At 65.1% G+C, this 26,484-nt stretch carries 27 protein-coding genes; 16 read left to right on the top strand and 11 right to left on the bottom strand.

Going from position 1 to position 26,484, the window contains the following annotated elements; translation table 11 throughout:
- The 4 genes from ASD76_RS15275 to hisS all read right to left on the bottom strand — a co-directional run bounded on the left by ASD76_RS15275 (window position 1) and on the right by hisS (window position 4,220).
- Entirely contained in the window at window positions 1-750 is a 750-nt protein-coding gene (locus ASD76_RS15275) for a DUF4167 domain-containing protein (RefSeq protein ID WP_055925022.1), read from the bottom strand.
- 227 nt (window positions 751-977) lie between these two features.
- Entirely contained in the window at window positions 978-1,811 is an 834-nt protein-coding gene (prmC, locus tag ASD76_RS15270; RefSeq protein ID WP_055925019.1) for a peptide chain release factor N(5)-glutamine methyltransferase, read from the bottom strand.
- 88 nt (window positions 1,812-1,899) lie between these two features.
- On the bottom strand, window positions 1,900-2,967 hold the full coding sequence (gene prfA, locus ASD76_RS15265) for a peptide chain release factor 1 (RefSeq protein ID WP_055925013.1): 1,068 nt from the start codon (window positions 2,965-2,967) through the stop codon (window positions 1,900-1,902).
- Window positions 2,964-4,220, bottom strand: a complete 1,257-nt coding sequence (hisS, locus tag ASD76_RS15260; protein ID WP_055925009.1) for a histidine--tRNA ligase — start codon at window positions 4,218-4,220, stop codon at window positions 2,964-2,966. The genes prfA and hisS overlap by 4 nt, the downstream gene beginning before the upstream one ends.
- 85 nt (window positions 4,221-4,305) lie before the next feature.
- Between hisS and ASD76_RS15255 the strand changes: the two genes are divergently transcribed.
- Window positions 4,306-4,968 carry a DUF1345 domain-containing protein gene (locus tag ASD76_RS15255; RefSeq protein ID WP_235506789.1) on the top strand — a complete coding sequence of 221 codons (663 nt, stop codon included), beginning with the start codon at window positions 4,306-4,308 and terminating at the stop codon, window positions 4,966-4,968.
- Window positions 4,969-5,100: 132 nt separating this feature from the next.
- Here ASD76_RS15255 and ASD76_RS15250 read toward each other — a convergent pair whose 3' ends face one another.
- Entirely contained in the window at window positions 5,101-6,210 is a 1,110-nt protein-coding gene (locus ASD76_RS15250; protein WP_055925004.1) for an LLM class flavin-dependent oxidoreductase, read from the bottom strand.
- A gap of 179 nt (window positions 6,211-6,389) precedes the next feature.
- Here ASD76_RS15250 and ppa point away from each other — a divergent pair, with 179 nt between their 5' ends.
- Window positions 6,390-6,926 (top strand): inorganic diphosphatase, encoded by a 537-nt coding sequence (gene ppa / locus ASD76_RS15245; RefSeq protein WP_055925001.1) that lies wholly within the window; start codon window positions 6,390-6,392, stop codon window positions 6,924-6,926.
- Between the two features lie 9 nt (window positions 6,927-6,935).
- On the opposite strand, the gene ASD76_RS15240 is transcribed toward ppa, so the two are convergent.
- Together ASD76_RS15240 and ASD76_RS15235 are read right to left on the bottom strand one after the other, a co-directional pair.
- The gene (locus tag ASD76_RS15240; protein ID WP_055924998.1) at window positions 6,936-7,388 is read right to left on the bottom strand and encodes a DUF1801 domain-containing protein; all 453 of its coding nucleotides are present in this window, start codon (window positions 7,386-7,388) and stop codon (window positions 6,936-6,938) included.
- Window positions 7,389-7,407: 19 nt separating this feature from the next.
- Window positions 7,408-7,815, bottom strand: coding sequence for a hypothetical protein (locus ASD76_RS15235; RefSeq protein ID WP_235506788.1), 408 nt, complete (start codon window positions 7,813-7,815; stop codon window positions 7,408-7,410).
- 168 nt (window positions 7,816-7,983) lie between these two features.
- On the opposite strand from ASD76_RS15235, the gene lptB reads away from it, so the two are divergent.
- The 5 genes from lptB to ASD76_RS15210 all read left to right on the top strand — a co-directional run bounded on the left by lptB (window position 7,984) and on the right by ASD76_RS15210 (window position 12,926).
- Window positions 7,984-8,796 (top strand): LPS export ABC transporter ATP-binding protein, encoded by an 813-nt coding sequence (lptB, locus tag ASD76_RS15230; protein WP_055924994.1) that lies wholly within the window; start codon window positions 7,984-7,986, stop codon window positions 8,794-8,796.
- 24 nt (window positions 8,797-8,820) lie between these two features.
- Window positions 8,821-10,290: an RNA polymerase factor sigma-54 gene (gene rpoN / locus ASD76_RS15225; RefSeq protein WP_055924989.1), complete on the top strand. Its 1,470-nt coding sequence runs from the start codon at window positions 8,821-8,823 to the stop codon at window positions 10,288-10,290.
- 132 nt (window positions 10,291-10,422) lie between these two features.
- A complete protein-coding gene (gene ctrA, locus ASD76_RS15220) occupies window positions 10,423-11,118 on the top strand; it encodes a response regulator transcription factor CtrA (protein WP_055924986.1) in 696 nt (231 codons plus the stop codon).
- A 164-nt stretch (window positions 11,119-11,282) separates the two neighbouring features.
- Window positions 11,283-11,996, top strand: a complete 714-nt coding sequence (gene trmB, locus ASD76_RS15215; protein ID WP_055924983.1) for a tRNA (guanine(46)-N(7))-methyltransferase TrmB — start codon at window positions 11,283-11,285, stop codon at window positions 11,994-11,996.
- A 165-nt stretch (window positions 11,997-12,161) separates the two neighbouring features.
- Window positions 12,162-12,926, top strand: a complete 765-nt coding sequence (locus tag ASD76_RS15210; RefSeq protein WP_055924979.1) for a sulfite exporter TauE/SafE family protein — start codon at window positions 12,162-12,164, stop codon at window positions 12,924-12,926.
- Window positions 12,927-12,938: 12 nt separating this feature from the next.
- Here the strand turns inward: ASD76_RS15210 and ASD76_RS15205 are convergent, their stop codons facing one another.
- The 3 genes from ASD76_RS15205 to ASD76_RS15195 form a co-directional block, all read right to left on the bottom strand.
- Window positions 12,939-13,262 carry an SdpI family protein gene (locus ASD76_RS15205; protein ID WP_156457757.1) on the bottom strand — a complete coding sequence of 108 codons (324 nt, stop codon included), beginning with the start codon at window positions 13,260-13,262 and terminating at the stop codon, window positions 12,939-12,941.
- On the bottom strand, window positions 13,259-15,520 hold the full coding sequence (locus ASD76_RS15200) for an NADP-dependent malic enzyme (protein ID WP_055924973.1): 2,262 nt from the start codon (window positions 15,518-15,520) through the stop codon (window positions 13,259-13,261). The genes ASD76_RS15205 and ASD76_RS15200 overlap by 4 nt, the downstream gene beginning before the upstream one ends.
- 233 nt (window positions 15,521-15,753) lie before the next feature.
- Window positions 15,754-16,362, bottom strand: a complete 609-nt coding sequence (locus ASD76_RS15195; protein WP_055924970.1) for an HNH endonuclease — start codon at window positions 16,360-16,362, stop codon at window positions 15,754-15,756.
- A gap of 121 nt (window positions 16,363-16,483) precedes the next feature.
- On the opposite strand from ASD76_RS15195, the gene gluQRS reads away from it, so the two are divergent.
- From gluQRS to ASD76_RS15170, 5 genes are read left to right on the top strand one after another with little or no spacing between them, the layout of a single operon-like run.
- A complete protein-coding gene (gluQRS, locus tag ASD76_RS15190) occupies window positions 16,484-17,335 on the top strand; it encodes a tRNA glutamyl-Q(34) synthetase GluQRS (RefSeq protein WP_055924967.1) in 852 nt (283 codons plus the stop codon).
- Window positions 17,332-17,562 carry an HIG1 domain-containing protein gene (locus ASD76_RS15185; RefSeq protein ID WP_055924964.1) on the top strand — a complete coding sequence of 77 codons (231 nt, stop codon included), beginning with the start codon at window positions 17,332-17,334 and terminating at the stop codon, window positions 17,560-17,562. Before gluQRS ends, ASD76_RS15185 begins: the two co-directional genes overlap by 4 nt.
- Before the next feature lie 29 nt (window positions 17,563-17,591).
- The gene (locus tag ASD76_RS15180; protein WP_055924961.1) at window positions 17,592-18,158 is read left to right on the top strand and encodes a cob(I)yrinic acid a,c-diamide adenosyltransferase; all 567 of its coding nucleotides are present in this window, start codon (window positions 17,592-17,594) and stop codon (window positions 18,156-18,158) included.
- A 50-nt stretch (window positions 18,159-18,208) separates the two neighbouring features.
- Entirely contained in the window at window positions 18,209-19,078 is an 870-nt protein-coding gene (locus ASD76_RS15175; protein ID WP_055924958.1) for a 3-hydroxyacyl-CoA dehydrogenase NAD-binding domain-containing protein, read from the top strand.
- 52 nt (window positions 19,079-19,130) lie between these two features.
- The gene (locus tag ASD76_RS15170; protein WP_082553884.1) at window positions 19,131-19,454 is read left to right on the top strand and encodes a hypothetical protein; all 324 of its coding nucleotides are present in this window, start codon (window positions 19,131-19,133) and stop codon (window positions 19,452-19,454) included.
- Window positions 19,455-20,139: 685 nt separating this feature from the next.
- Here ASD76_RS15170 and ASD76_RS15165 read toward each other — a convergent pair.
- Complete coding sequence (locus tag ASD76_RS15165) at window positions 20,140-20,592, bottom strand: nuclear transport factor 2 family protein (RefSeq protein WP_082553883.1); 453 nt, start codon at window positions 20,590-20,592, stop codon at window positions 20,140-20,142.
- A gap of 201 nt (window positions 20,593-20,793) precedes the next feature.
- Here ASD76_RS15165 and ASD76_RS15160 point away from each other — a divergent pair, with 201 nt between their 5' ends.
- The 4 genes from ASD76_RS15160 to ASD76_RS15145 all read left to right on the top strand — a co-directional run bounded on the left by ASD76_RS15160 (window position 20,794) and on the right by ASD76_RS15145 (window position 26,356).
- Window positions 20,794-22,830 (top strand): TonB-dependent receptor plug domain-containing protein, encoded by a 2,037-nt coding sequence (locus tag ASD76_RS15160; protein WP_055924955.1) that lies wholly within the window; start codon window positions 20,794-20,796, stop codon window positions 22,828-22,830.
- Between the two features lie 90 nt (window positions 22,831-22,920).
- Window positions 22,921-24,387, top strand: coding sequence for an aldehyde dehydrogenase family protein (locus ASD76_RS15155; protein ID WP_055924952.1), 1,467 nt, complete (start codon window positions 22,921-22,923; stop codon window positions 24,385-24,387).
- A complete protein-coding gene (locus tag ASD76_RS15150) occupies window positions 24,384-25,487 on the top strand; it encodes an NAD(P)-dependent alcohol dehydrogenase (protein ID WP_055924949.1) in 1,104 nt (367 codons plus the stop codon). The genes ASD76_RS15155 and ASD76_RS15150 overlap by 4 nt, the downstream gene beginning before the upstream one ends.
- Window positions 25,484-26,356 (top strand): alpha/beta hydrolase, encoded by an 873-nt coding sequence (locus ASD76_RS15145; RefSeq protein ID WP_055924946.1) that lies wholly within the window; start codon window positions 25,484-25,486, stop codon window positions 26,354-26,356. Before ASD76_RS15150 ends, ASD76_RS15145 begins: the two co-directional genes overlap by 4 nt.
- The last annotated feature ends 128 nt before the right edge of the window (window positions 26,357-26,484 follow it).

Below are 26,484 nucleotides of genomic sequence, written 5' to 3'. Positions count from 1 at the left end.
TCAGCTAACGGCTTCGAGAGCCTCGTCGCCGCTGTCATCGACAGGGCGAGTCTTGCGGGCACGAGTGCGGGGGCGAGGACGCGGTTCGGCTTCCTCTTCCCGGACGATCGACGGCGGCAGCAGACCGGGATCGAAGCTCGATACTTCGGCATCGGCACTGCGCTCGTCTTCACGTCCGCCCGCATCGGCATCATTGGCCGGGCGAGCGCGGCCGCGAGTGCGCGGACGCGGGGCCCGGGCTTCGCGAGTGAACGGATTGTCTTCCGCGGTTAGGGCATCATCGCCTTCGGAGGCGCGAGGACCTTCGTCACGCGCTTCACGCGGGCCGCGATCATCGTCACGGTCGCGATCACGACCGCGCTGCTGCGACTGCGGCTGCGGCTGGGCCTGGCGTGGCTCGCGCCCGCCCTGATCCTGCTGCTCGTCGGTGTCGTAGTCGTCGGTTTCATAACCATGATCGCGATCGTCGCGCTCATTGTCGCGTCGCGGACGCTGGTCGTCCTTCTGCGTGCGGCTGTCGGCCACGACGCGGAAATAGTGATCCGCGAACTGCAGGTAATATTCGGTCTGCACGCGATCGCCGTTGAGCGAAGCGTCGTGCGCTAGCTTGCGATACTTTTCGAGCATCTGCGGCGCGTTGCCACGGGCCCGGCTGTCGATCCGGTTACCCATGTTGCCGCCGCCACCTTGGCCGCCACGATTGTTGCCGCGACCACGCCGGCGGTTATTGTTGTTGCGATTCTGGTTCAAAGGAAATCTGCTTCCTTGATTAAAGACCGGCCTCCCGGTCACACATCCCCCATCCACGGCGCCTCCTGGGCAAGGAAGAGCGCTTCGCGGTTCCCCATCTGCTCTTTCGGTGGGCGGTAGCCCCCGTTTACTTGGCAAATGATGGAGTTTCTGGCGCGGTGCCGGCTTTCGCCTCCCACCGCTGGCCTGAATTGAGAGTTAGTGAGTCGGATGCCGTTTGCCAAGCCCTAATCGGCAAGCTTTTTCAGCACCAGCGCCCGGGGCCGACCGCCCAGATCGCGGTGCAATTCGGAGGTGAGGCCGGCTAGTTCGGCGATTCCAGCCACTTGGTCAGCCTGCGCAGCGCCGATTTCAAGGACTGCCGCCCCGTTTTTCGTGAGCAGGTGCGGCAATTGGGGCACCAGAACGAGGTAATCGTCCAGGCCTTCGGGCCCCGCAAACAGGGCTCCTGCGGGCTCCCAATCGCGCACCGCCAGCGCGATCGGCGCGTCTTCCTCGACGTAGGGCGGGTTGGCGAGAACGAGGTCGAATTCGCCCAGCGCGTCGGCCCAGCCGGGCTCGCTCCAATCGCCGCGCACTATGCGGGCGCGCTCGGCGAGGCCCAGTTGGGCCGCATTGGCCGAGGCTATTTCCAGGGGCGCTTCGGCGCGGTCGATGCCGACGCCCTCGGCGCCTGGAACTTCGGCCAGAACGGTGAGCAGCAAGGCGCCCGAACCGACACCGCAATCGAGCACCCGGCGTGGCGCAGGCACCGCCGAGAGGGCGGCCGCCACAGTCGTCTCGCTATCCATCCGCGGAATGAGCACACCGGGCGCGACGAGGAACTCTCGCCCGTAGAACTCCTTGTGGCCCAGGATGTAGGCCACAGGTTCGTGACGTTCCCTTCGCGTGACGAGTGCCATGAAGGCTTCGGGCGCATCGGCCTGCATGTGCCGCAGCAACAGCTCGGAGCGCGAAGCCCCGAAGGCATGGGTCATCAGCAGCTCGGCATCGAGCCGGGCGGTATCGGAGACCGGTTCGAGCCGGGCGGCAGCTTGTCGGAGCGCTTCAGCGACTTTCAACCCAACCTCCGTTCGTCCTGAGCCTGTCGAAGGACGATAGCGCGGCGCTGGTGTGGTTCGACAAGCTCACCACGAACGGCAAAGGCTCTTATTCACCTAGGGCCGCGAGCCGCTTGGCCTGGTCTTCGGCGATCAGCGCATTCACCAGTTCGCCCAGCCCCGGACCTTGCAGCACTTCGTCGAGCTTGTGCAGCGTCAGACCGATACGGTGATCGGTCACCCGGCCCTGCGGGAAGTTGTAAGTGCGGATGCGCTCTGAACGGTCGCCCGAACCGACCATGGCCTTGCGCGCTTCAGCTTCGACCCCGTGAGCTTCCTCGCGCATCTTTTCGTAGAGACGGGCGCGCAGGACCTGCATCGCCTTGGCGCGGTTCTTGTGCTGGCTGCGCTCGTCCTGCTGGATCACCACCAGGCCGGTGGGCAAGTGGATGATGCGGACGGCGCTGTCGGTGGTGTTGACGTGCTGCCCACCCGCGCCGCTCGACCGGTAGATGTCGATCCGCAGGTCCTTGTCCTCGATATGGACGTCGACCTCGGTTGGTTCGGGCAGAACGGCGACGGTCGCCGCAGAGGTGTGAATGCGCCCGCCGCTCTCGGTCGCCGGCACGCGCTGGACGCGGTGGACGCCGCTTTCGAACTTGAGCTTGGCGAACACGCCCGCCCCCGCGACGTTGGCGACGATTTCCTTGAACCCGCCGACATCGCTGGCGTTCATCGAGATCGGTTCAACCTTCCAGCCCTGCTCGGCAGCGAAGCGTTCGTACATGCGGTAGAGGTCGCCCGCGAACAGCGCCGCCTCGTCACCGCCAGTGCCGGCGCGGATTTCCAGCATGGCCGGTCGCTCATCGGCCGCGTCGCGCGGTAGTAGCGCGATGGAGAGGGCCCGCTCGGCCTCAGGCAGGCGCTGGCGCAACTCGCCCAGCTCTTCGTCCGCTAGGGCGCGCATTTCGGGGTCGTCGGTGAGCGCGGCAAGCTGGGCGATCTCGGCGCGCATGTCGCGCACGTCCTGCGCCGCCTTGGCGACGGGTTCGAGCTCGGCATAATCGCGGCTGGCGGCGACGAAAGCCTCGCCCTCGAGCTGTCCCGAAGCGAGGCGGGCTTCGAGCTCGGCAAAGCGGTTGGAAATCTGCGCTAAGCGCTCTTCGGGGATGGTCATTGCCCTTGGGCCAGGATCAACGGCAGGACTACTGCGTCGATCTTCTCCACCCAATCATCGGGCCCCTTGAGGCTCCGCACGACCTGGTCCTCGTTGTGAGTGAAACCCAGGATCACCCGAGCCCCCGCCTTCACCGCCTTATCGAACCGCTTCCGCGGCGAGCCGCTGGCGATCATGTCGGCAGAGAAACCCGCGCGACGGAGCTGCGCGAGCGATTGCTGAGCAACGCGCAACGCGCGATCGTCCTCAACTGCGAGGATAACGTCGAGCGTATCAATGGCGACCCTGCCCGCGGCTTCGACCAGCATCGCCAGCCGCTCAATCCCGGCAGCCCAGCCGACCGCCGGGGTCGGCACGCCGCCGAGGCTTTCCATAAGCCCGTCATAGCGCCCGCCGCCCAGCACAGTGCCTTGGGCGCCCAGCCGGTCGGTCACGAATTCGAACGCGGTGTGGCGATAGTAGTCTAGCCCGCGCACCAGCGCCGGGTTGCGCGTCCAGGCGACGCCGGCGGCATCGAGGCCGTCGGTTACTTGCAGGAAAAACCGCTCGGCCTCCCCACTGAGGAAGTCGTCGATCCGCGGGGCGTTGTGGACCAGCGCCTTGTCGCGCGGGTCCTTGCTGTCGAGGATGCGCAGCGGGTTCTTCTCGAGCCGCTCTTGCGAATCTTCGGACAGCGCATCGCGGGAATCGCGGAAGTGTTCGACCAGCGCGGCGCGCCAGGCTTCACGGCTCTCCGCGTCGCCGAGCGTGTTGAGCTGCAGCGTCACGCCATCGGCAATGCCCAATTCCTTAAGGAGCTGATCGGCCATCGCCAGCAGCTCGACATCGGCCTGCGGCTCACCCGCGCCGATGATCTCGGCATCGAGCTGGTGGAACTGGCGGTAGCGGCCCTTCTGCGGCCGTTCATAGCGGAACAGCGGGCCGTGGGTCGCGACCTTGAGCGGCGCGTACTGCTGCCAGCCGTCGGTGAGGTAGGCACGGGCGATGCCGGCGGTGAACTCCGGTCGCAGGGTCAGCGATTCGTCGCCGCGGTCGAGGAACGAGTACATTTCCTTCGAGACCACGTCGGTCGTTTCGCCGAGCGAGCGGCTGAACACCTCGGTCTTTTCGAACACCGGCATTTCGATGCGGCGGAAGCGGTAGAGCTTGCGCACCCGCTCGAAGGTTTCGACGACGTGCGCGAAGGCCTCGGCCTCGGCGCCGAAGATGTCCTGGGTGCCCCTGATGGGCTTGGGGGTTTCGATCCTGCTCATGCGCCCCGGCGCTTAGCTGCAAAGCGCCGGTTCGCAAAGACGCGTTGCTGGTGCCAAGCCCGGCAAAAGCGCTATGGTGAGCCCCGTGAACTCGGCGCGCCCTCGTCCTTCGATCGGCAATCGGATTGCCCCGCCGCGCTTCCTGCTGTTCATCGGCGTGCTGGTTCTCACTTACGCTGGCTATCTCATGGGGCTCGGGCACCGGGGCTGGCTCGACGGAGTCGCGGTGGCTTTCGACATTGCCGCGATGGTGTTCCTGGGCTCGCTTGCCAGCCTGGTGCGCTATTCGTCTCCCGAGATCATGCGCAACCACGCTGCGGCCAATGATGCCAACCGCGTGCTGGTCTTGATCCTGAGCACGTTGCTTACCGCGGTCGCCATGGCGGCGATCATCGGCGAGCTGCACGGCGCCCGGAGCGGCGATCCTGCGGCGGTCGTCACGCTGGTGGGCACGCTGATTCTGGTCTGGCTCTTCGCCAACAGCGTCTACGCGCTGCACTATGCCCACGCCTACTATGGGATCGGATCAGACGGCGGGGACGCGGGCGGGCTGGAGTTTCCCGGGACCAAGACGCCCGACTACCACGACTTCGCCTATTTCGCCTTCACGCTGGGGATGACCTTCCAGACCTCCGACGTGCAGATCACGACGACGGGTGTGCGCCGGATCGTGCTGCTGCACACTTTCGGCGCGTTCCTGTTCAACATCGGCCTGATCGCCTTCGCGATCAACGTGCTGGGGGGCTAAATCCTCCCCGGCACGGGGAGGTGGCAGACGCCGCAGGCGGCTGACGGAGGGGCACCCTCGGCCAGCGCAACGATTGCGGCAGGTGCCCCTCCACCACGCTTCGCGCGGTCCCCCTCCCCGTTCCGGGGAGGATTACTCCGCCGCTTCCAGGAACCGATCGTCGATCGAGACCTCGGCCTCCCAGCTCTTGACCTCCGGCAGCACTTTCTCGGCGAACAAGTGCATGTTCTTGAGCGCTTCTTCCTGCGGCATGCCGCCGAAGTAGAGGTGCGGGAAGAAGCCCTGCGGCTTGTAGGCTTCCTTCAGTTCCCACATCCGCTCGATCATCATCTGCGGGGTGCCGGTGACGGCGCCCTGGCCGAAGTTCTGGGAGTATTCCTCCACCGCTTCGGGCGGCATGGTCATGTTTTCGTAGTTCTCGTAGCCCTTGATGTTCGCGAAGGTACCGGGCTTGTCGAGGCTGTAGTTCTTGACCGCTGCACGCATGGTGTTGGCGAGGTACTTGTGGCCCTGCACCTCGGCGAACTCGGCGCTTTCGTCGATGTAGAAGTTGCCGCTGACCATCGGCGCTGGCGGGCGGCTACCCGGGCCATGCACTTCCTGCCACACCTCGATGTACTTGTCGGGCGCCGCTTCCTTGCCGCGCTGGGGCAGCATCAGCACCATGTTGCCGAAGCCATGGCGGGCCGCGGCGAACATCGAAGTGCCCGAGAGCGAGCCGCAGAACTTCCGTCCCTCGAAGCTCTTGAACGGCCGCGGCCGCAGCTCGACGCGCGGTTGGCTGATGGTTTCGGTCTCGCCTTCGAGAATGCCGGTCTCGATCGCCGGAATGACCATGTCGAGCACGTCGTTGTAGAGCGCACGCGACTTGTTCTGGTCGACGCGCAGGCCGTGGAACTCGTCGGGCGAAAGGCCGCCCCCGAAGCCGAGGATCGCCCGGCCGCCCGAAATGATGTCGAGGTTGATGATCGCTTCGGCCAGCCGCACCGGATCCCGCCACGGCGCGATGATGACTTGCGTCCCGAGCTTCACCCGCTTGGTGCGACCGGCAATGTAGGTCAGCAGCTGCAACGGATCGTTCGACATCGAATAGTCGGTGAAGTGGTGCTCGGTGATCCACACCGAATCGAACCCAAGCTCTTCAGCGAGGACGAGGTTCTCGACCTCTTCGCGAATAAACTGCGTGTCGGAATAGCTGTCGCCGCGCTGGTGCGCGAATCCTGTGGCAAGGCCTACGTGCATCGGTTTCCTCTCATCCAGGGCTTGCGGCTTATTATGCGTCCGTCTTGCCGCTTGGTTGTCGGATTGATGCCGCAGAAATGGCTTCACGGCAATTCGCTCTCGCCAAGCCGCACCCCATGCTCTAGGCGCGCCGAAAAAATCAGGGGGGGTGCCAGATTACCTGATGGAAGCGAGCTTCAATGCGTATCGAACACATTCCCACCGGCGACAATCCGCCTGAAAGCCTCAATGTCATCATCGAGGTCCCGACGGGCGGCGAACCGGTAAAGTACGAATTCGACAAGAAAAGCGGCGCCCTGTTCGTCGACCGCATCCTGCACACGCCGATGCGTTATCCGGCGAACTACGGCTTCGTGCCGCACACGCTGTCGCCCGACGGCGATCCGCTCGATGCACTGGTCATTTCCCGCTCGCCGTTCATCCCCGGCTGCGTCGTCCGCGCGCGCCCGATCGGCGTGCTGGTGCTCGAAGACGAGCATGGCGGTGACGAGAAGCTCATCTGCGTTCCGGTGGATTCGACCTTCCCGTACTATTCCGACGTCGGTGAACGGGAAGACCTGCCTTCGATCGTGCTCCAGCAGATCGAGCACTTCTTCAAGCACTATAAGGACCTGGAGTCCGAGAAGTGGGTGCGGGTCGGCGAGTGGGGCGACGCGGCCATGGCGCGCCAGGTCACCATCGAAGCGATCGAACGCTACAACAAGGCTGCGGCCTGACCTTTTCGACTAGGCGGGGCGGCGAGGCCGCTGCCTCGCCGAAACCGACTTGATGACCAACCGGCCCTCGGCCGCAGGATCCAGCGGCGGCTCGACCAGGTCGAGCGCCGCGGCGATCAGCGACTCGACTTCGGGCCTCGCGAATTCGGCGTCGTCCTCGAAGCGGATGTGGCGGATGATCGTGCCGCTGCCGCGCAACAGGCCCGCGGGGTCTTCCAGCAAGGCTCCCTTGAAGAAGAACAGGCTCACCCACCGCGGATAGAGCACCACCGAGATGATGACGTTCGAAGACGAAACGTTTCGGGCGAAGCCCACGCCGAGCGCATTGTAGTTATCGTAGACGAGGGCGTTGGCCTGGGGGATCCGGGCCCGCGCATGCGCGATGAGGGATCTGCCCAGTTCCGCCACGTGGGGAGAATAGCGCTCGATCATCCGTTCGAGCGCGTCGGCAGCAGCCTCCATGTCCAGCGACCTTAAGGCGCTACATGAACGAGTAGGCGACCTTGAACAGCCCGGTCAGCAGGAATGGCAAGCCAAGGGCACAGAGCCACAGGACCAGGCGATCGCGCTTGAAACGGTCGGCCAGCTCGGGATTGGCGGCATCGCTGTCGCTCAGCCCGTCCCAGCGTTGTTCGAACATGCGGCATGCCGGAATGATCGCCGCGACCAGCACGATCAGCGCGAAATACGGCAGGATCGAGCTGTGGCCGCTCTTAAGTGCCCCCATCGTCACGAAAATCTGCAAGCCCGTGTAAACCAGCAGCGCGTAAGCGACATGGTCGCTCATTTTGCGTCGCCAGTCGACCTTCTTGCCTACTGGCTTTTGTCCGGCCGCCTTCTGCCCGGAGACATTTTGCGTTGCCGCAGAATCACGAAGCGCCTTATTCACGCGCCTTTCCTCCTCTGCTTTCCCGACTCGGACTATCTCACCACCGTGACAGTGTTTCAAGTGTAGTAACCTTGTCGGTCCGCCGTAGGTTCCTAACGTGTCATGCAGGAATCCTGCCAACGGGGTTCAAACCTCCGCAAGCCGTGCTAAAGGACTGAACCTGAAGCCATGACCCCACTCGACGAAACCGCCCTCGACACCCGCGCACTCGCCTCAGCGATGGCAGAGGCGCCGGGCAATGCCGCGCCACCGATCCCGCAAGGCGGGCTCGAGGTCGTCTCGATCGCCAAAAGCTACGACAAGCGCGCCGTCCTGTCGGACATCTCGCTGACGGTCGGCAAGGGAGAGGTGCTCGGCCTGCTCGGCCCGAACGGCGCCGGCAAGACGACCTGCTTCTATTCGATCATGGGCCTCGTCCGCCCCGACAGCGGCCGCATCCTGATGGATGGCGTCGATGTCACCAAGCTGCCGATGTACCGCCGCGCGATCCTCGGCCTTGGCTACCTGCCGCAGGAAACCTCGATCTTCCGCGGCATGACGGTGGAGCAGAACATCAACTGCGTGCTCGAAATGGTCGAACCGGACAGGGATGTTCGCGCGGCCGAGCTCGACCGCCTGCTCGACGAATTCCACATCACCCGCCTGCGCTCCAGCCCGGCGATGGCGCTGTCAGGCGGCGAGCGGCGCCGGTGCGAGATCGCCCGCGCGCTAGCCGCCAAGCCCTCGATCATGCTGCTCGACGAACCCTTCGCGGGCATCGACCCGCTGTCGATCGGCGACATTCGCGAGCTGGTGAGGGATCTCAAGCGGCGCGGCATCGGCGTGCTGATCACCGACCACAACGTGCGCGAGACGCTCGATATCGTCGACCGCGCCTGCATTATCTACGGCGGCCAGGTGCTGTTCGCCGGAAGTCCCGAGGATCTGGTAGCCGACCCCAATGTGCGCCGGCTCTACCTCGGCGAGAGCTTCACCCTCTAGGTTGGTATAGGGGGAGGCTGATCGATGGCACTGGGGCCTCGGCTCGACCTGCGGCAATCCCAGTCGCTCACGATGACGCCACAGCTCCAGCAGGCGATCAAGCTGCTGGCGCTCTCCAACCTCGAAATCGAAGCTTTCATCGGCGACGCGCTCGACAACAATCCGCTACTTGAAGCCGGCGAAATCTCCCTCGAGCGCCAGGCCGAACCCGATACCCGCGAAGAAGCGCCGGAAGACCCTTCGTCCGACGAGCTGATCATGCGCGGCCAGGGTGAGGCCGACGCGCCGCTCGACATCGACGTCACCGCGCTCGACCGCGACCGTGACACCGGCGACTGGTCGGCCACCGCGTCGATCGGCGGCAGCGAACCGGGGCCGGACATCGACGAGCGCGGCGATGACGAGCCGACCTTGGCCGAGCACCTGGAGGCGCAGATTGGCGCCGTCACCTCGGACCAGGCGCTGCTGTTCGTCGCTCGCCACCTGATCGGCCTGATCGACGAGGCTGGTTACCTTCCCACTCCCTTGCTCGAAGCCGCGGACAGCCTCGGCGTCCCGCTGGCGCGTGTGGAAGAGGCCCTGGCGATCGTGCAGACGCTCGACCCGACAGGCGTCGGTGCCAGAAACCTGTCCGAGTGCCTGGCTCTCCAGGCCAAGGAGGCCGACCGCTACGACCCGTGCATGGCGCGGCTGATCGACAACCTCGAACTGGTCGCCAAGGGCGATTTCGCTCGCCTCAAGCGCATGTGCGACGTCGATGACGAAGATTTCTCCGACATGCTCATCGAACTGCGCGGCTACGATCCGAAGCCAGGCCTGCGCTACGGCGGCGGTGAACGGGCTCCTGTCGTGCCCGACATCCTCATCTCCGGCGATGGTGCCAAGGGCTGGGAGATCGCCTTGAACCAGGCGACACTTCCACGGCTCATCGTTAACCGCCCCTACTATGTCGAATTGCGCGGCGGCTGCGTCGACCGCAGCGCCAAGCGCTGGCTGAGTGAGCGGTTGTCGGAGGCGAACTCGCTGATCAAGGCGCTCGACCAGCGGCAGAAAACCATCCTCAAGGTCGCCGCGGAAATCGTGAAGCAGCAGGAAGGCTTCTTCCGCCGCGGCGTATCGCATCTCCGCCCGCTAACCATGCGCATGGTGGCCGAAGCGATCGAGATGCACGAGAGCACGGTCAGCCGCGTCGCTTCGAACAAGTACCTCAACTGCGGGCGCGGTACGTTCGAGCTCAAGTACTTCTTCACCAGCGGCGTCGCTTCGTCCGATGGCGAAGGCGCGGTGTCCGCTGAGACGGTCAAGGCGCAGATCCGTTCGCTGTGCGACGCCGAAAGCGCCGACGATATCCTCTCGGACGACAAGCTGGTCGAACTGCTCAAGGAAAAGGGCTTCGATCTCGCCCGCCGCACGGTGGCGAAGTACCGCGAGGCGATCGGTATCGGCTCTTCGGTCCAGCGGCGGCGGCAGAAGAAACTGGCCCGCGTCGCCTAGCGCAATCGCGCAGCCACCGACTCTTGCAAAAGGGTTAAAGGAAAAATTAACCTTTTTCGTTGAGACATGTCGTGGTTAATTCCGGGCAACACCTGTTAGCGTGACGTTACCAGGAGCTCTAGGGGGGCAGCAATGCGTGTTCTGTTGATCGAGGACGAGCCGACGACCGCCAAGGCGATCGAGCTCATGCTCACGACTGAGGGCTTTAACGTCTATTCGACCGATCTCGGCGAAGAGGGTTTGGACCTTGGTAAGCTGTATGATTACGACATCATCCTGCTCGACCTGAACCTGCCTGACATGCACGGCTATGACGTGCTTAAGAAACTGCGCGTCGCCAAAGTGCAGACGCCGGTGCTGATCCTTTCCGGCATTTCGGAAATGGATTCCAAGATTCGCAGCTTCGGCTTCGGTGCCGACGACTATGTGACCAAGCCGTTCCACCGGGACGAGCTGATCGCCCGCATCCACGCCGTGGTGCGCCGTTCGAAGGGTCATTCGCAGTCGGTCATCCGTACCGGCAAGCTGGCGGTTAACCTCGATGCCAAGACTGTCGAAGTCGACGGCGCGCGCGTTCACCTGACGGGCAAGGAATACGCCATGCTGGAGCTGCTCTCGCTCCGCAAGGGCACCACCCTGACCAAGGAAATGTTCCTCAACCACCTTTATGGCGGCATGGACGAACCCGAACTCAAGATCATCGACGTGTTCATCTGCAAGCTGCGCAAGAAGCTCTCGAGCGCGTGCGGCGGCGAAAACTACATCGAAACCGTATGGGGACGTGGCTACGTGCTGCGTGACCCGGGCGAAGAGGTCGAAGCGGCCTGATATTGTTCTCCTAGAAGCAGTCGTACTCTTAGAAACTATCGTACTCCTAGAAACTTGGGCCTGCCTCCACTGGAGGCGGGCCCTTTTCTTTGGTCTCCCTTCCGCGAGCCGGAAGGGAGTTTCGCGCTGGACAATCCCGCCCCCTGCCGCCTAGCGGGCGCGCCATGACTGCACACAAGTCGGGCGATCCGACCACTCTCAACCGGCTCTACGGCCGCTCCAAGGGCAAGACCCTGCGTGCCGGGCAACAGGACCTGGTCGACACACTGCTGCCGCAGATCGCCGTTCCGGCAGAAGGCCCGGTTACGGCAGAGCGCTTGTTCGGCGAGGATTGCCCGCTCCATTTCGAGATCGGCTTCGGCGGTGGAGAGCATATGGCGGCGCGGGCCGACCTGCTCCCCGGCCACGGCTTCATCGGCTGCGAGCCGTTTGTGAACGGTGTCGCCCAGGCGCTCGTGCATGTGAGCGGCGACCACGGAGCGCACCCGCCGATCGGCAACGTGCGGCTCCATCATGGCGATGCGCTCGAAGTGCTCGCCCGCGTGCCCGACGGGGCGCTGTCGTTCGTCTACCTGCTCCACCCGGACCCCTGGCCCAAGGCCCGCCACGCCAAGCGGCGCATGATGAACGACGGCCCGGTCGACATGATCGCAGCCAAGCTCAAGCCCGGCGGCGAATTCCGATTCGGCACCGACCACCCGATCTACTTGCGCCACGCACTGATGGTCATGCGCCGCCACACCCATCAGTTCGAATGGCTGGTCGACGGACCGGAGAGTTGGCAGAACCGCCCCGGTGGCTGGAGTGAAACCCGCTACGAAGCCAAGGCCCGGCGGGATGGTCACGAGGTCTGGTACTTCCGCTTCCGTCGGAGTTAGCCCCTTTTGGAGGGACTTAAGCGCTTTTGGCTAAGTTGACCTCTTTGCCGCAGTAAGGCCGTATTTCCCTCAAATAGCCAAGCTTCTCTGCCTGAATGATTCTCTATCTTTTTGGTTGAGAATAGGTTCGATAGCCGGATCGCACGGAACGAAGGGGACTGCCGCATGCCGTTTGGCGATTTCGACCTTGCTGCCTTGCTGCCATTTATCGCGGTGGGTTTTGCCGCACAGCTGGTCGACGGTGCACTCGGCATGGCCTTCGGGGTCATTTCTAACACGCTGCTGGTCGGTGTGCTGGGCGTACCCCCCGCGCACGCATCGCAGCGCGTCCACATCGTCGAGGTCTTCACCACCGGCGTTTCGGGGCTCAGCCATCTGCTGCACCGGAACATCGACGGGAAACTGTTCCTGCATCTGGTCGTGCCGGGCATGATCGGTGGGTTCGCCGGCGCTTATGTCCTCTCGAGCCTCGACGCAGCCATCGTGAAGCCGTTCGTGCTGCTCTACCTCACCTCGATCGGTCTATACCTGCTGTGGCGCGGGCTGATGTATCCGCCCAAGCTCAAGGAAGCGAAGCTCGTTGCTCCGCTCGGCCTCATCGGCGGTTTCCTCGACGCTGCCGGCGGCGGTGGCTGGGGACCTGTCGTCACCTCGAACCTGCTGATCCAGGGGGCAGAGCCCCGCAAGGTCGTCGGCACGGTCAGCGCCGCTGAGTTCTTCCTGACGGTAACGATCTCGGCGTCGTTCATCTGGCACCTCGGCATCGAAAAGCTTGCCGGCGCCACGCTCGGCCTGCTGATCGGCGGCTTGCTCGCGGCCCCGCTCGGTGCCTGGGCGGCCAAGCACTTCCCGGCCAAGCAGATGCTGATCCTGGTCGGTATCGTGCTGACGCTGACGAGCGCCTACGGTGTGTGGAGTGCCTGGGGTTAAGCCCCCAGGCGACTACGCGACGACCGAGGCCGACGCGGCCATCGACACGGCCACGGCCACGATTACCGCAACACAGGCGACCTGCTTGTGCATCACCGACAAGCCTGATCGGACGATCGCTACGTTGACGGCGGCCCCGATCAGGCCGCCGATCACGCCGACCAAGCCGGACAGCTGGTTGATCCGGTACCACTCGGCCTCGGAGGCCTGAGACGCCGCGGTCCGAGCGCCGTAGTAGGCGTTGGGCCCGACCCACTCGAACACCATCGGCAGGCTGAGCGCCGCAAAGATCAGCGGCACTACAACCAGGGCCCAGTTGGCCCCAGCAGCCCTCACCCGACGATGCCGGCCGCCGCCAGGACCGCCAGCGTCAGCACGTCGGGCGCATTGGCCGTCATCGGCGCGATCTGGACCGGCTTTTCGAGGCCGATCAGCATCGGGCCGATCGTGGCATTGCCCGCCAGCTCGCGCAGCAGCTTGGCCGAAAGGTTGGCCGATTGCAGGCCGGGCATGACCAGCACATTGGCCGGCCCCGAGAGGCGGCTGAACGGATAGAGCGACATGACGCGCGGATTGAGCGCGGCGTCGGGCGCCATTTCGCCTTCGTACTCGAAGCCCGGATCCTCGGCGTCGAGAATATGCACCGCGTCGCGGATGTTATCGAGCCACTTGCCCGACGGGTTGCCGAACGTCGAATAGGACAGGAACGCCACCCGCGGCTCATGCCCAAGGCGGCGCGCCACCGCCGCGGTTTCCTTGGCGATGTGGGCGAGTTCTTCGGCGTTCGGCCGCTCGTTGATCGTCGTGTCGGCCAGGAACACGGTGTAGTTCTTGCCGATCATCATGTGGACGCCGAACGGCACCTGGCCCGGCTTCGGATCGATCACCTGGCTGACTTCACGCATGGTCTGCGCGAACGGACGCGTCAGGCCGGAGATCAGCGCATCGCCGTGGCCAAGCGCCACCAGCAACGAAGCGAAGGTGTTGCGGTCCTGGTTGACCATGCGGCGCACGTCACGCTCGGTGAAGCCCCGGCGCTGAAGCCGCTTGTAGAGGAAGTCCGCCATCTGCGGCACGAGGTGCGAGTCCGCCGAGTTCTGGATTTCGAACTGCCGCGGATCCGACACGCCGAGCTCCGCCAGCTTGTCCACCACGGCTTGGGTGCGCCCGACCAGGACCGGCGTTCCGTAGCCGAATTCCTGGAACTGGATCGCAGCGCGCAGCACCACTTCCTCTTCCGCTTCGGCGAAGACCACCCGCTTGGGGTTGTTCTTCACCTCGGTATAGACGCTCGCCAGGACCGAGGTTGTCGGATTGAGGCGGCTCTTGAGCTGGAGGCGATAGGCCTCGAAATCCTCGATGCCCTTCTTCGCCACGCCGCTTTCCATCGCCGCGCGGGCGACGGCCATCGGGACAACTTCCATCAGGCGCGGATCGAACGGGGCGGGAATGATGTAGTCGCGCCCGAACTGATGGCTCTTGCCATAGGCCGCGGCGACCTCTTCCGGCACGGACTCGCGCGCGAGCTCGGCAATCGCGCGAGCGGCGGCGATCTTCATCTCTTCGTTGATCGCGGTCGCCTGCACGTCGAGCGCGCCGCGGAAGATGAACGGGAAGCCGAGCACGTTGTTGACCTGGTTCGGATAATCCGACCGGCCAGTGGCAATGATCGCGTCGGGGCGCACGGCCTTGGCGTCGTCCGGGGTGATTTCCGGATCGGGGTTGGCCATCGCGAAGATGATCGGCTGGTCGGCCATCTTCGCCACCCATTCGGGCTTGAGCGCTCTCGCGGCGGAAAGGCCGAGGAAGATGTCGGCGCCGTCCAGCGCCTCTTCCAGAGTGCGCGCAGCGGTGTCGATCGCGTGCGCGCTCTTCCACTGGTCGACGTTGTCGCGACCGCGGTAGATCACGCCCGAACGGTCGCACATGGTGACGTTTTCGTGCGGGACGCCCAGCGCCTTGATCAGCGCGGTGCAGGCGATGGCCGAGGCGCCCGCGCCGTTCACCACCATGCGCACCTTGGTCAGGTCGCGCCCCGTGATGAAGCAAGCGTTGAGCAAGCCGGCGGCCGAGATGATCGCGGTGCCGTGCTGGTCATCGTGCATGACCGGAATGTTCATCCGCTCGCGCAGGGCCTGTTCGATCACGAAGCACTCAGGCGCGGCGATGTCTTCCAGGTTGATGCCGCCGAAAGTCGGCTCCATCAGCGCGACGGCGTTGATGAAGGCTTCCGGGTCTTCGGTGTCGAGTTCGATATCGATCGAGTCGACGTCGGCGAAGCGCTTGAACAGCACTGCCTTGCCTTCCATCACCGGCTTCGAGGCGAGCGCGCCCAGATTGCCCATGCCGAGGATGGCCGTACCGTTGGAGATCACCGCGACGAGGTTCGAGCGGGCCGTATAACGGGCGGCGTTCGCGGGATCATCGGCGATGGCCTGAACCGGAACGGCGACACCAGGAGAGTAGGCGAGGCTAAGGTCGCGCTGAGTCGCCATCGGCTTGCTGGCGATGATCTCGATCTTACCCGGCCGGATCGTCTCGTGGTAAAACAGCGCTTCACGCGCGGTAAAGCGGTCGGTTTGCTCGTCAGCCAAGGGCGATCCTCTGGTGCTTGAAGGTTACGCGTGGGAGCGCCCTAACGCCCAGAGGGCACATGGCATAGCGTAAATCTCAAGGCCGAAAGGCAGAGCCTCCATTCCACCTCTTCCGTTCGTGGTGAGCTTGTCGAACCACCCTGGTGCCGTGCTGACGTCCTCCGACAAGCTCAGGACGAACGGTGAAGGGGGAAAGGAAACGGATTGGAAGCACCGGGATTCGAAAAGAGCCGTTATTCCTCCAGCTCGATGTCCCAGTAGAGCCAGTCACGCCAGGTTTCGTGCAGGTAGTTCGGCGGGAAGCTCTTGCCTTGCTGGATCAGCTGCCAACTGGTCGGCCGGATCGGTTCGAGCAGCGGGTGCATGTGCGCCTGCCTGGGGGTGCGTCCGCCCTTCTTCATGTTGCACGGCGCGCAGGCGGTGATGATATTTTCCCACGTCGTCTTGCCGCCGAGCCGGCGCGGCACGACGTGATCGAAGGTCAGGTGCTGCGGGCTGCCGCAGTACTGGCAGGCGAAATGATCGCGCAGGAACACGTTAAAGCGGGTGAACGCGGGGAACTCGCTCGGCTTCACATATTGCCGCAAGGCGATCACCGAAGGGATCTGCATGTCGAGCGAGGGCGAGTGGACCATGCGCTCGTAAGTCGCGACGACATCGACCCTTTCGAGGAAGATCGCCTTGATCGCGGTCTGCCACGGCCACAGGCTCAGCGGGTAATAGGAAAGCGGGGTATAGTCGGCGTTGAGGACCAGCGCGGGGCAGTTTTCCAACTTGCGCGTAGGATCCTCTTCCGCGCTGCGGAACCGGGATGCCCTATCTATCAGTTCGGACTTGAGCACAGCGTTATGCTCCCCTGATGCGACGTAAGGGAGCATTTGCAGCAATTTGCGTCAACCCCGTTACGAAGGTGGAATCCCCAGCGTTTTGCCGCAACTGCGCGATATTGTTAGGGAGCGGTGCATGACGGTCACGCGCTTCGCCCCCAGCCCTAACGGTTCTCTGCACCTGGGGCATGCCTACTCGGCCATCGTGGCGCATGATCTGGCGAAAGCTCGCGGGGGTCGGTTCCTGGTGCGGATCGAGGACATCGACGGGTCGCGCTCACGTCCCGCGCTGGCGGAGGAATTCCGCGCCGATCTCGCCTGGCTCGGCCTCGAGTGGGAGGAAGTCCCGGCGCAGTCCTCGCGCATTGCCAGCTACGAAGCCGCCGCTGTTGCCCTGCGCGAGATGGGCCTGCTCTATCCCTGCCGCTGCACTCGCGCAGAGATTGCCGCAGCGGCCCTGGCGAAAGGGCCCGACGGTCCGGTCTACCCGGGCACTTGTCGAGACGGGAATTGGGTTTCCACGGATCCCGTGGCTTGGCGACTCGACGTGAGCAAAGCCCTCGCTCGAACCGGCCCGCTGACCTGGACCGATGAGCTGGCCGGCGAGCAAGTGGCCCGTCCCGATCTAGCCGGCGACGTGGTGCTGGTGCGCAAGGAGGCTGAAACGCCCGCGAGCTACCACCTCGCCGCGACGCTCGACGATGCCGCCGACGGAGTTTCCCTGGTTACGCGCGGGATGGACCTGTTCGCAGCGAGCCACATCCATCGCTTGCTGCAAGCTTTGCTCGGCCTGCCGGTGCCCGTGTGGCATCACCATGCGCTGCTGCTCGATGCGGACGGCACCAAGCTCGCCAAACGGCGCAATTCCCCCTCGCTCGCCGACCGGCGCCGTGCGGGCGAGGATGGGCGAGCTCTCGCCGAAGCCTTGCGCGAAGGGCGCCTACCGACTGGAATTACCCTGTCGGAAGGCCTAGATGGGACGCCATGAACACAGTCCTCATTGTCGTCCTCATCCTCGCGATGATCTGGGTGGTCATCTCGCTCGTACGCGGGATTGCGGCCTTCCTGCAAAGCACCAAGCTCGACCTCGAAAACGATGGCGATCGGGTCAAGGAGATGCAGCTCCGGCAGAACAAGATGATGTTCGCCCGCATCAAGTACCAGGCGCTGGCGATCGTCGTCGTCGTGATCCTGATGATGGTGAACAGCAAGTAGCTGGATGGCCTGAGAGGATCGATCGCAGAATGGTCCGGCTGACCAAGATCTACACCCGCACGGGCGATGACGGCACGACTGGCCTGGTCGATGGTTCACGCCTGCCCAAGCACTCGGCCCGGCTCGAGGCGGTGGGCGCGGTGGACGAGGCGAACTCGGTGCTCGGCTGGGCGGTGCTGGCGCTCAAGGTGAGCGAGGCCGAGACCGCGGTGCGCATCCAGAACGACTTGTTCGATCTCGGCGCCGACTTGGCCACGCCGGGGGACGACTTCACCCCATCGGACATGGTCCTGCGGATCGTGCCCGCGCAAGTGACCTGGCTCGAAAGCTTGATCGACGAGGCGAACGAAGCGCTGGAGCCGTTGCGGAGCTTCATCCTCCCTGGCGGCAGCGAAGCTTCCGCCCGCCTCCACCTCGCCCGCGCCCAGGCCCGCCGCGCCGAACGGGCAATGACCGCGCTCGCGACAGAAGAGCCGGTCAACCCCGCGGCGCTCGCCTATATCAACCGCCTGTCCGACTATCTGTTCGTCGTCGCACGAGCCGCGAATTCCGACGGGTCGGGCGACGTGCTCTGGAAGCCCGGCGCGAACCGCTAGCCTACACGCCTCACCGTCGCTACTCTGCTGCACCTGCGAAGGAGTGACATATGGAAGCGGTCGGCATCATTGGATCGGGCCAGATGGGCGCCGGCATCGCGCAAGTCGCTGCCGCGGGCGGGTACACCGTGTTCCTGGTCGACCGCGAGATCGCCATTGCCGAAAAGGCGCGCGACGGGATCGGCAAGCGGCTCGCGCGTCAGGTCGAGAAGCAGCAGCTGACACAAGCCGCGTCCGATGCGGCTCTCGCCCGGATTCACCCGTCGGCGGACTATGCTCCGCTAGCGGGCGTTGGCCTGATCATCGAGGCCGCGACCGAGCGAGAGGACATCAAGCAGGCGATCTTCGCCCAGGCCGGCCAGGTCCTTGCCCCCGAGGCGATCCTGGCGAGCAACACCAGTTCTATCCCGATCACCCGCATGGCCGCGACCACGGTCGATCCGGCGCGCTTCATCGGGCTGCATTTCTTCAACCCGGTGCCGCTGATGGAACTGGTCGAAGTAATCCCCGGTCTCGCCACCTCCTCCGTAACGGTCGAGCGCACCCGCGCTTTCGCCGAAAGCCTCGGCAAGCAGGTGATCCTCAGCGGGGACGAGCCGGGGTTCATCGTCAACCGCGTGCTCCTGCCGATGATCAACGAGGCGGTATTCGTGCTCGGCAGCGGCACCGCGGGCATTGCCGACATCGACAAGGGCGCGCGCCTCGGCCTCAACCACCCAATGGGTCCGCTGCAGCTGGCGGATTTCATCGGCCTCGACACCTGCCTGGAGATCATGCGCGTGATCTTCGCCGGCACTGGCGATTCCAAGTACCGCCCCGCCCCGCTGCTGACCAAGTACGTCGAAGCGGGCTGGCTCGGCCGCAAGACCGGCAAGGGGTTCTACGATTATTCGGGCGAGGAACCCGTCCCGACGCGCTGACGGGAACAGGGCGGCCTCACGGTTGGTTGGTCGGGGCAAAGGAGATCCCCCGATGACCGACAAGCTGCGCAAAGGTGTGCACACTTCCGCCGAACAAGCACCCGAGCTTCACGACGCCGAACAGGACGACGAGCTGGCCCAGGCCCAGACCGTCACCCAGGAGGCCTATTCCGCCGACGACGAAGAGAGCCCGCTCGACAGCGAGAAGTCCGATGAGCCCGGCGAAGTGATGGACGATTCCACGCAGGACTTGATCGACCATATGCGCGACATGGAACAGTCGGGCCGCATCGACATGGGCGCCTATCTTGGCGAGCCTAACATGGATGATGAGGACGAGACGCTCGGCGAGGGTCACGACCCGGACGAGGATTGAGAAGGCGAGCGCTTCTCCTCCCGAGCAAACTTAGGAGGATTTTTGGTCACGCAAAGGCGCAAAGCCGCGAAGAGGGTGCGCTGAGCCGAAGGCTCTCTCCCGTATGACCACCTCGCGCAACTCGCTCGATCTCTGTACCCCCACCCTTCGTCATCCCCGCGAACGCGGGGACCCAGTCGGCTCTCTTGCGCTACTCCGCCCTAGATTCCCGCGTTCGCGGGAATGACGAAAAAGGGGAGAGGTGTTGGACTAGTTCTTCGCGGCTTTGCGCCTTTGCGTGAGATCCTGTGTGCCGCAGGCACACCCAATCACCCGCTGGCGAGCGCGGGCCTAACGCCGGAAGGAAATGTCGCGGACGGGCAAAGGCCGGCGCGTCCTGGGCGTCACAGGATTGCCTTGCGCGAGCATAAAGCGAACGGCGGCGAGGGCTGCGACCAAAACTCGCTGCTCGGCCCTGTCGGATAGGAGGCACTGGCGGTTAGGGCTCGCAGGTCCCGCCAACGGTTGTCATCCTCGTATCCTACGCTGGACACCCTCTGACGATGTCGGAAGGGCGCCGGCCTTAGCTGCGGGAGTGAGAACGAAGCGCTACCGCTCCCGCCCCCGTCGCTTGTCAGGTGTCAACTGACGGCGGGGCCTTTAACCTATTTGGTTATAAATGTCAAGCCCTCTCACTAACCACCGTTTAGATCCGCTTGTCGTTCGGATCGATCTTCGGGTCGCTCTTGAGCATTGGGTCCCAGTGCTCGACGATCTTGCCGTCCTCGATCCGGTAGAGGTCGAACCAGCTTGAATAGTAAGTCTCGCCGTTGGCGTCTTTCTCGGGACGGACGAAGGTGGTGGTGACGTAGTTGCCTTCAGCCATCAGGTGCACCAGCGGCAAATCGAGTTTGTCCTTGATCGGCCGTTCGGGCCGGCTGGCGCGGACATAGTCCACCAGGCCTTTCAAACCCTGCGCCGCGTTGGGATTATGCTGGATGTAATCCTCCGCGATGAATTCATGCGCCCGGTCGGCTAGGCCCGCCTGCAGCACGATGCGATACATGTCGTAGACCAGCCGCTTGTTCGCCGCGAGGCGCGGATCGGGGCTGGCGAGCAGTGCTTCATGGTCCTGCGAAACGACTGGTGGAACGGACATAGTCAACGTCTCCTGAGCGGCGAGAGGAGTGGCCAAGGCCGCCGCGATGGTTCCAATTGCAATTATAGCGAGGCGCATCCCCACATCTCCCCTCGTATCTACCTGCTTTGTACAGTCTTTGCCAAAGGAGGGGTGACGCGGCAAGCATGACTCGCTAGAGAGCCGGACAAACGCAATTTGGGAAGTCGGGGAAGATCGTTCATGCGCCTGCGTAACCTGGCCACAATGGCCTCCGTGCTGCCGTTCCTGCTGCCGGCCGTTCCGGCCCTCGCCCAGGACAAGGAGCCGGAGAAGGAACCGGTGATCGTCGTCACCGGGCACGGCCTCGAACAGACCCCCGCCACGCCTGCTTACGACGTGATCGAGATCGAGCGCGAGAAGATCGTCTCGGGCAGCTCGGGCCGGATCGAGGACGTGCTCGGCTCGGTCGCAGGCTTCCAGCAGTTCCGCCGTTCGGACAGCCGTTCCTCCAACCCGAGCGCACAGGGCGTGACCTTGCGCGCGCTCGGCGGCAATGCCACGAGCCGCGCGCTGGTACTGCTCGACGCCGTGCCGATCTCCGACCCCTTCTTCGGCTACATCCCGCTCTCGGCCGTCGCGCCGGAGCGACTGGAGAGCATCCGCGTCACCCGCGGCGGCGGCTCGGGCCCGTTCGGTTCGGGCGCGCTCGCCGGCGCGATCGAACTGGAGAGCGCCGATGCCGCGACGCTCGGCCTGCTCAGCGGCCAGGCCTCGATCAACAGCCGCGCCGAGACCGAGCTTTCGGGTACAGTCGCCCCGCAGATCGGCGAAGGCTTCGCCGTCGTCAGCGGCCGCTGGGACCGGGGCAAGGGCTTCTACACCACGCCCGAGGAGCAGCGCGTTCCGGCCACGGTGCGGGCCAAGTTCGATTCCTGGTCGGCTAGCGCAAGAGTGGTGCAGCCCGTGGCCGACAACCTCGAGTTGCAGCTGCGCGGCCTCGCGTTCCAGGACCAGCGAGTGCTGCGTTTCGCGGGCGCCGATACGTCGAGCGAAGGGCAGGACATCAGCGCCCGCCTGGTCAGCCGCGGTGCGTGGCAGGTCGACGCCGTGGCCTATGCCCAGTGGCGCAACTTCACCAACAAGGTGATCTCCTCGACCACCTTCAACCTCTCGCTCGACCAGAAGGACACGCCTTCGACCGGCGTCGGCGGCAAGCTCGAGGTGCGTCCGCCGGTTGGCGAGGACCACACCCTGCGTTTCGGGGCCGACTACCGCCGTTCCGAAGGCAACTTGGCCGAGGACTCCTACAACGCCACGACCAAAGCCCTCACCGCGCACCGTTTCGCAGGCGGTAAGAACACCGACCTCGGCTTCTTCCTCGAAGACGACTGGGAGATTGGCCCGGTCACCCTGACCGGCGGCGTGCGCGCCGACCACTACCAGATTCAAGACGGCTACTTCCGCTCGGTAAACGCCGCGGGCGTGACCACGATCGACAACACCTTCGCCGACCGCTCCGACTGGACCGCCTCCTGGCGTGCCGGTGCGGTGTTCGAGGCGACCGAAGGGTTGCGCCTGCGCACGGCGGCCTACACCGGCTTGCGCCTGCCGACCCTGAACGAGCTCTATCGCCCGTTCGTGGTGTTCCCGGTGACCACCCAGGCCAATGCCGCACTCGGCAACGAACGCCTCAAGGGCTTCGAAGCCGGCATCGACTGGCAGGCGACCGAGAACGTCAACGTCTCGCTGACTGCGTTCGACAACGAGGTCGAGGACGCCATCACCAACGTCACGCCCGATCCGGTCAACGCGCCAAACATCCGCCAGCGCCAGAACATCGACGCGATCAAGGCGCAGGGTATCGAATTCGCGACCCAGCTCGCGTTCGGTCAGATCAGCTTCGACGGAACGCTCGCCTACACCGACGCCAAGATGCAGAGCTCGGGCGTCCAGGCCGCGCTCGACGGCTTCCGTCCGGCGCAGACTCCGGAGTGGGCCGCGAGCGGCACCGTCAGCTGGCGTCCTGCGGACGGCATGACCTTCGCCGCCACGCTCCGCCATGTCGGCCTGCAGTACGAGGACGACCAGGAGAACGACGCGCTGCCTGCCGCGACCACGGTCGACTTGTTCGCCCAGGTCCCGCTGGTCGACAAGCTGAGCTTCGTCGGCCGGGTCGAGAACCTGTTCGACGAGACCATCGTCACCCGCAACCAGGGCGGCTCGATGGATATCGGCGTTCCGCTGACCGTCTGGGGCGGGTTCCGCTACGGCTTCTGATGGACCTGGCAGGAAGGGGATTGCCTCTTTCGCTGGCCGGTGCGGGGCGTTACCCAGTGGAAAAGCGATAACAAAATACAAGGAGAGGTAATGGCGTCAGCGGCTCCCGCGCAGGAAGCTATGCTTGCAGTCCGCAATCCCCGCACGGGCGAGGCGGACTACCAGTTGGCGGTGTCGAGTCCGTCGCAAGTGGCGGAGAAAGCCGCCCGCCTGCGCGCGAACCAGCAGGCCTGGGCCGCGCTCCCACTCCAGGCGCGCATCGGCGTGATGGCCCGCTGGCTCGGCGAAGTGAAGGCCCGCGCGCTCGACATCGGAGAGCAGGACGCGGTCGATACCGGCGGCTGCCACACCTCCTACATCCAGGGCTTCATCACCCTCGCCAATATCGGTGGCTGGATCGAAGACGCGCCCAAGGCGCTCGGCAACTACGAGGTCCACACCCGCTCGGCGGTGATGCCCGACGTGGAGATCCGCAGCCAGCTTGTCCCCTATTCGCTGGTCGGGGTGATCAGTCCGTGGAACGCCCCGCTGATGCTGGCCCTGCTCGACGCGATCCCGGCGCTGTTCGCCGGCTCGGCGGTATTGCTCAAGCCGAGCGAAGTCACCCCGCGCGTGATCGAGGCGATCTTCGAGACGGTCCGTGCCGTGCCGGAGCTTGCGGCAGTATTCGACTACGTCACCGGTCCCGGCGAGATCGGCCAGGCGGTCATCAACCAGGCGGACCTCGTCTGCTTCACCGGCAGCGTGCCGACGGGCCGCAAGGTCGCCATGGCTTGCGCCGAGCGGCTGATCCCGTGCTTCCTCGAACTCGGCGGCAAGGATCCCGCGATCGTCACCGAGACCGCCGACCTCGAACGCGCGGCGACCTCGGTCCTGCGCGGCGCGGTCTATGCCACGGGCCAGGTCTGCTATTCGACCGAGCGGGTCTACGTGCACGAGAGCGTGCATGACGCCTTCGTCGAGAAGCTGGTGGAGAAGGCCCAGGCCGTGCGCCTCAACGCCGACAACCCCCGCGCCGGGCACATCGGACCGTTCACCTTCGCGCCCCAGGCGGAGATCGTGAAGGGCCATCTCGAGGACGCAAAGGCCAAGGGCGCCAAGGTCCTGACCGGCGGCGAAGTCGAGGCTATCGACGGCGGTCTCTACATGCGCCCGACGGTGCTGACCGGCGTGACTCACGACATGAAGATCATGCAGGACGAGACTTTCGGCCCCTGCGTCCCGGTCATGGCCTACTCCGACATCGACGAAGCGGTGCGCCTCGCCAACGACACCCAGTTCGGCCTCACCGCCTCGGTGCTCGCGGGGAGCGAGGACGAGGCGCTGGCCATCGGCCGCCGAATCAATGCCGGGGCGGTGTTCCTGCAGGATACCTTCCTGACCTTCGGCAAGATGCGCTCGATCGGCACGCACAGCTTCGGCTTCTCCGGGCTCGGCGGCTCGCGCACCGGCTTGGAGTCGATCCTGCGCTTCGTCCGCCGCAAGGCGCTGATGACGCAACATGGCGCGGTGGCCGACATCCAGGATGACCATCATCTAGGGAAACCCGGCGCGTGAAGATCACCGCCGCGGTCAGCCGCGAAGGCGCTGCGGCGCCGGCGCTCGAAGCCCTCGATCTTGGCGAGCCGCGTGCAGGCGAGATGCGCGTGCGGCTGGTCGCCACCGGCATCTGCCACACCGATCTCCACGCCCATTCCGGCCGCCTCTCGCCGCTGCCGATCGTGCTCGGCCACGAGGGCGCGGGCGTGGTCGAGGCGCTGGGCGAGGGCGTCAGCGGCTTTGCGGTCGGCGATCATGTCGTGCTGTCGGGCAGCTCCTGCGGCCAATGCCCCTCGTGCCTCGCCGGCTACCCGAGCTATTGCGACACGGCGATGCCGCGCATCTTCGGCGGGGGGCGGATGGACCGTTCGACCTCGCTCTCGTGCGGCTCCGGCCCGATCCACTCGCACTTCTTCGGCCAGTCGAGCTTCGCCAGCCACGCTATCGTGCCGCAGGGCACCGCGGTGAAGGTGCCGAAGGAACTGCCGCTCGAAAAGCTCGGCCCGCTCGGCTGCGGGATCATCACTGGCGCGGGGGCCGTGCTTGAGTCGCTGGAAGTCATTCCCGGCCAGTCGATCGCGGTGTTCGGCACCGGCGGTGTCGGCCTCTCGGCGATCATGGCCGCGCGACTGGTTGGCGCGACGCGGATCATCGCCGTCGACCTCTCGGACGAGCGGCTGGAACTGGCCCGCGAACTCGGCGCCACCGATTGCTTCCGCGGCGGCGAGCCGGACCTGGTCGCCAAGATCCGCGCCGTCACCGGCCGCGGGATCGACGCCAGCCTCAACACCACGACCGCGCCGGACGTCTTCGATGCGTCGATGGACTGTCTGGCGATGCGCGGCACCGCCGCGTTCGTCACTGCGCCGCGCGGCGAGTGGGCCCCGGCGATGTTCCCGATGCTGAGCGGCGGCCGCTCACTGCGCGGCGTGCTCGGCGGCGATGCCGAGCCGCGCAGTTTCATCCCGATGCTGATCGAGTTCTGGCAGCTGGGGCGCTTTCCATTCGACCGGCTGCTGACATTCTACCCGTTCACCGAGATTGCCCGCGCTTTCGAAGACGCGCATGCTGGCAGGGTGATCAAGCCGGTCTTGCTGATCGAAGGAGAAGTGGCATGACGCCCGACTTGCGAGAACGTCTCCAGAGCCTTGGGGCGGAACTGACCCCCGAGATGCTCGGCGGCACCACGCAGCTCTTCGCCGCAATGGCGACGGGTACGGACCCCGACGTGCAGGTGGAGCGCGACCTCGAATACGGCGAGCACGAGCGCCACCGGCTGGACCTGTTCCACAAGCCAGGCGTTAGCGGCGCCCCGGTGCTGGTCTATGTCCACGGCGGCGGGTTCGTGATGGGCGACAAGCGCTCCACCGAAACGCCGTTCTACGACAACATCGGCACTTTCGCCGCGCAGCAGGGCATGATCGGGGTGACGATCAACTATCGCCTCGCTCCCGCCAGCAAGTTCCCCTCCGGTCCCGAAGACCTCGGTGCGGTGGTGAGCTGGCTCAAGGCCAATGTCGCGAAATACGGCGGCGATCCGAACAAGATCGTGCTCTCGGGCCAATCGGCCGGAGCCTCGCACGTCGCCAGCTACGTCGCGCACAAGGCGCACCATGCCGAGCCGGGCGGCGGCATCGCCGGGGCGATCCTGATGTCGGGCATCTACGACACCGTCAGCGCCACGCCCAACCAGTTCCATGTGGCTTACTATGGCGGCGACCCCAAGGCCTGGGGCCCGGCGTCATGCATGGCTGGCCTCATCAACACCGAGATCCCGTTGATGGTCACGGTGTCGGAGTTCGATCCCGAGGATTTCCAGCGCCAAGCCGCCCAGTTCGTCGGCGCCTGGGGCGTCGCCCATGCGGCCTATCCGGAGATGCACTACCTCGCCGGCCACAACCACCTGAGCCCGGCGCAAAGCATCGGCACCGAGCTCAAGTCGATCGGGCGAATGGTGGCCGGGTTTGTGAAGCGGGTTACGCGGTAGCTCTTCGCCAGATCCTCCCCGAGCTTGTCTCGGGGAGGTGGCAGCCCGCAGGGCTGACGGAGGGGTAGGCGGAACAACACAACGCCCCTCCACCATTCGCTACGCGAACGGTCCCCCTCCCCGAGCAA

This window comes from Altererythrobacter sp. Root672 (genome assembly GCF_001427865.1).
Classification (GTDB): Bacteria; Pseudomonadota; Alphaproteobacteria; order Sphingomonadales; family Sphingomonadaceae; genus Croceibacterium_A.
Note: the sequence above shows the minus strand (reverse complement) of the source record. Positions and strands in the feature narration are given on the sequence as shown.

Excerpts from the sequence above, each read along its gene's own strand:
- prfA (WP_055925013.1), bottom strand. The coding sequence starts at position 2,967 with ATGACCATCCCCGAAGAGCGCTTAGCGCAGATTTCCAACCGCTTTGCC.
- hisS (WP_055925009.1), bottom strand. The coding sequence starts at position 4,220 with ATGAGCAGGATCGAAACCCCCAAGCCCATCAGGGGCACCCAGGACATC.
- ASD76_RS15250 (WP_055925004.1), bottom strand. The coding sequence starts at position 6,210 with ATGCACGTAGGCCTTGCCACAGGATTCGCGCACCAGCGCGGCGACAGC.
- ppa (WP_055925001.1), top strand. The coding sequence starts at position 6,390 with ATGCGTATCGAACACATTCCCACCGGCGACAATCCGCCTGAAAGCCTC.
- ASD76_RS15240 (WP_055924998.1), bottom strand. The coding sequence starts at position 7,388 with ATGGAGGCTGCTGCCGACGCGCTCGAACGGATGATCGAGCGCTATTCT.
- lptB (WP_055924994.1), top strand. The coding sequence starts at position 7,984 with ATGACCCCACTCGACGAAACCGCCCTCGACACCCGCGCACTCGCCTCA.
- rpoN (WP_055924989.1), top strand. The coding sequence starts at position 8,821 with ATGGCACTGGGGCCTCGGCTCGACCTGCGGCAATCCCAGTCGCTCACG.
- ctrA (WP_055924986.1), top strand. The coding sequence starts at position 10,423 with ATGCGTGTTCTGTTGATCGAGGACGAGCCGACGACCGCCAAGGCGATC.
- trmB (WP_055924983.1), top strand. The coding sequence starts at position 11,283 with ATGACTGCACACAAGTCGGGCGATCCGACCACTCTCAACCGGCTCTAC.
- ASD76_RS15210 (WP_055924979.1), top strand. The coding sequence starts at position 12,162 with ATGCCGTTTGGCGATTTCGACCTTGCTGCCTTGCTGCCATTTATCGCG.
- gluQRS (WP_055924967.1), top strand. The coding sequence starts at position 16,484 with ATGACGGTCACGCGCTTCGCCCCCAGCCCTAACGGTTCTCTGCACCTG.
- ASD76_RS15185 (WP_055924964.1), top strand. The coding sequence starts at position 17,332 with ATGAACACAGTCCTCATTGTCGTCCTCATCCTCGCGATGATCTGGGTG.
- ASD76_RS15180 (WP_055924961.1), top strand. The coding sequence starts at position 17,592 with ATGGTCCGGCTGACCAAGATCTACACCCGCACGGGCGATGACGGCACG.
- ASD76_RS15175 (WP_055924958.1), top strand. The coding sequence starts at position 18,209 with ATGGAAGCGGTCGGCATCATTGGATCGGGCCAGATGGGCGCCGGCATC.
- ASD76_RS15170 (WP_082553884.1), top strand. The coding sequence starts at position 19,131 with ATGACCGACAAGCTGCGCAAAGGTGTGCACACTTCCGCCGAACAAGCA.
- ASD76_RS15165 (WP_082553883.1), bottom strand. The coding sequence starts at position 20,592 with ATGTCCGTTCCACCAGTCGTTTCGCAGGACCATGAAGCACTGCTCGCC.
- ASD76_RS15160 (WP_055924955.1), top strand. The coding sequence starts at position 20,794 with ATGCGCCTGCGTAACCTGGCCACAATGGCCTCCGTGCTGCCGTTCCTG.
- ASD76_RS15155 (WP_055924952.1), top strand. The coding sequence starts at position 22,921 with ATGGCGTCAGCGGCTCCCGCGCAGGAAGCTATGCTTGCAGTCCGCAAT.
- ASD76_RS15145 (WP_055924946.1), top strand. The coding sequence starts at position 25,484 with ATGACGCCCGACTTGCGAGAACGTCTCCAGAGCCTTGGGGCGGAACTG.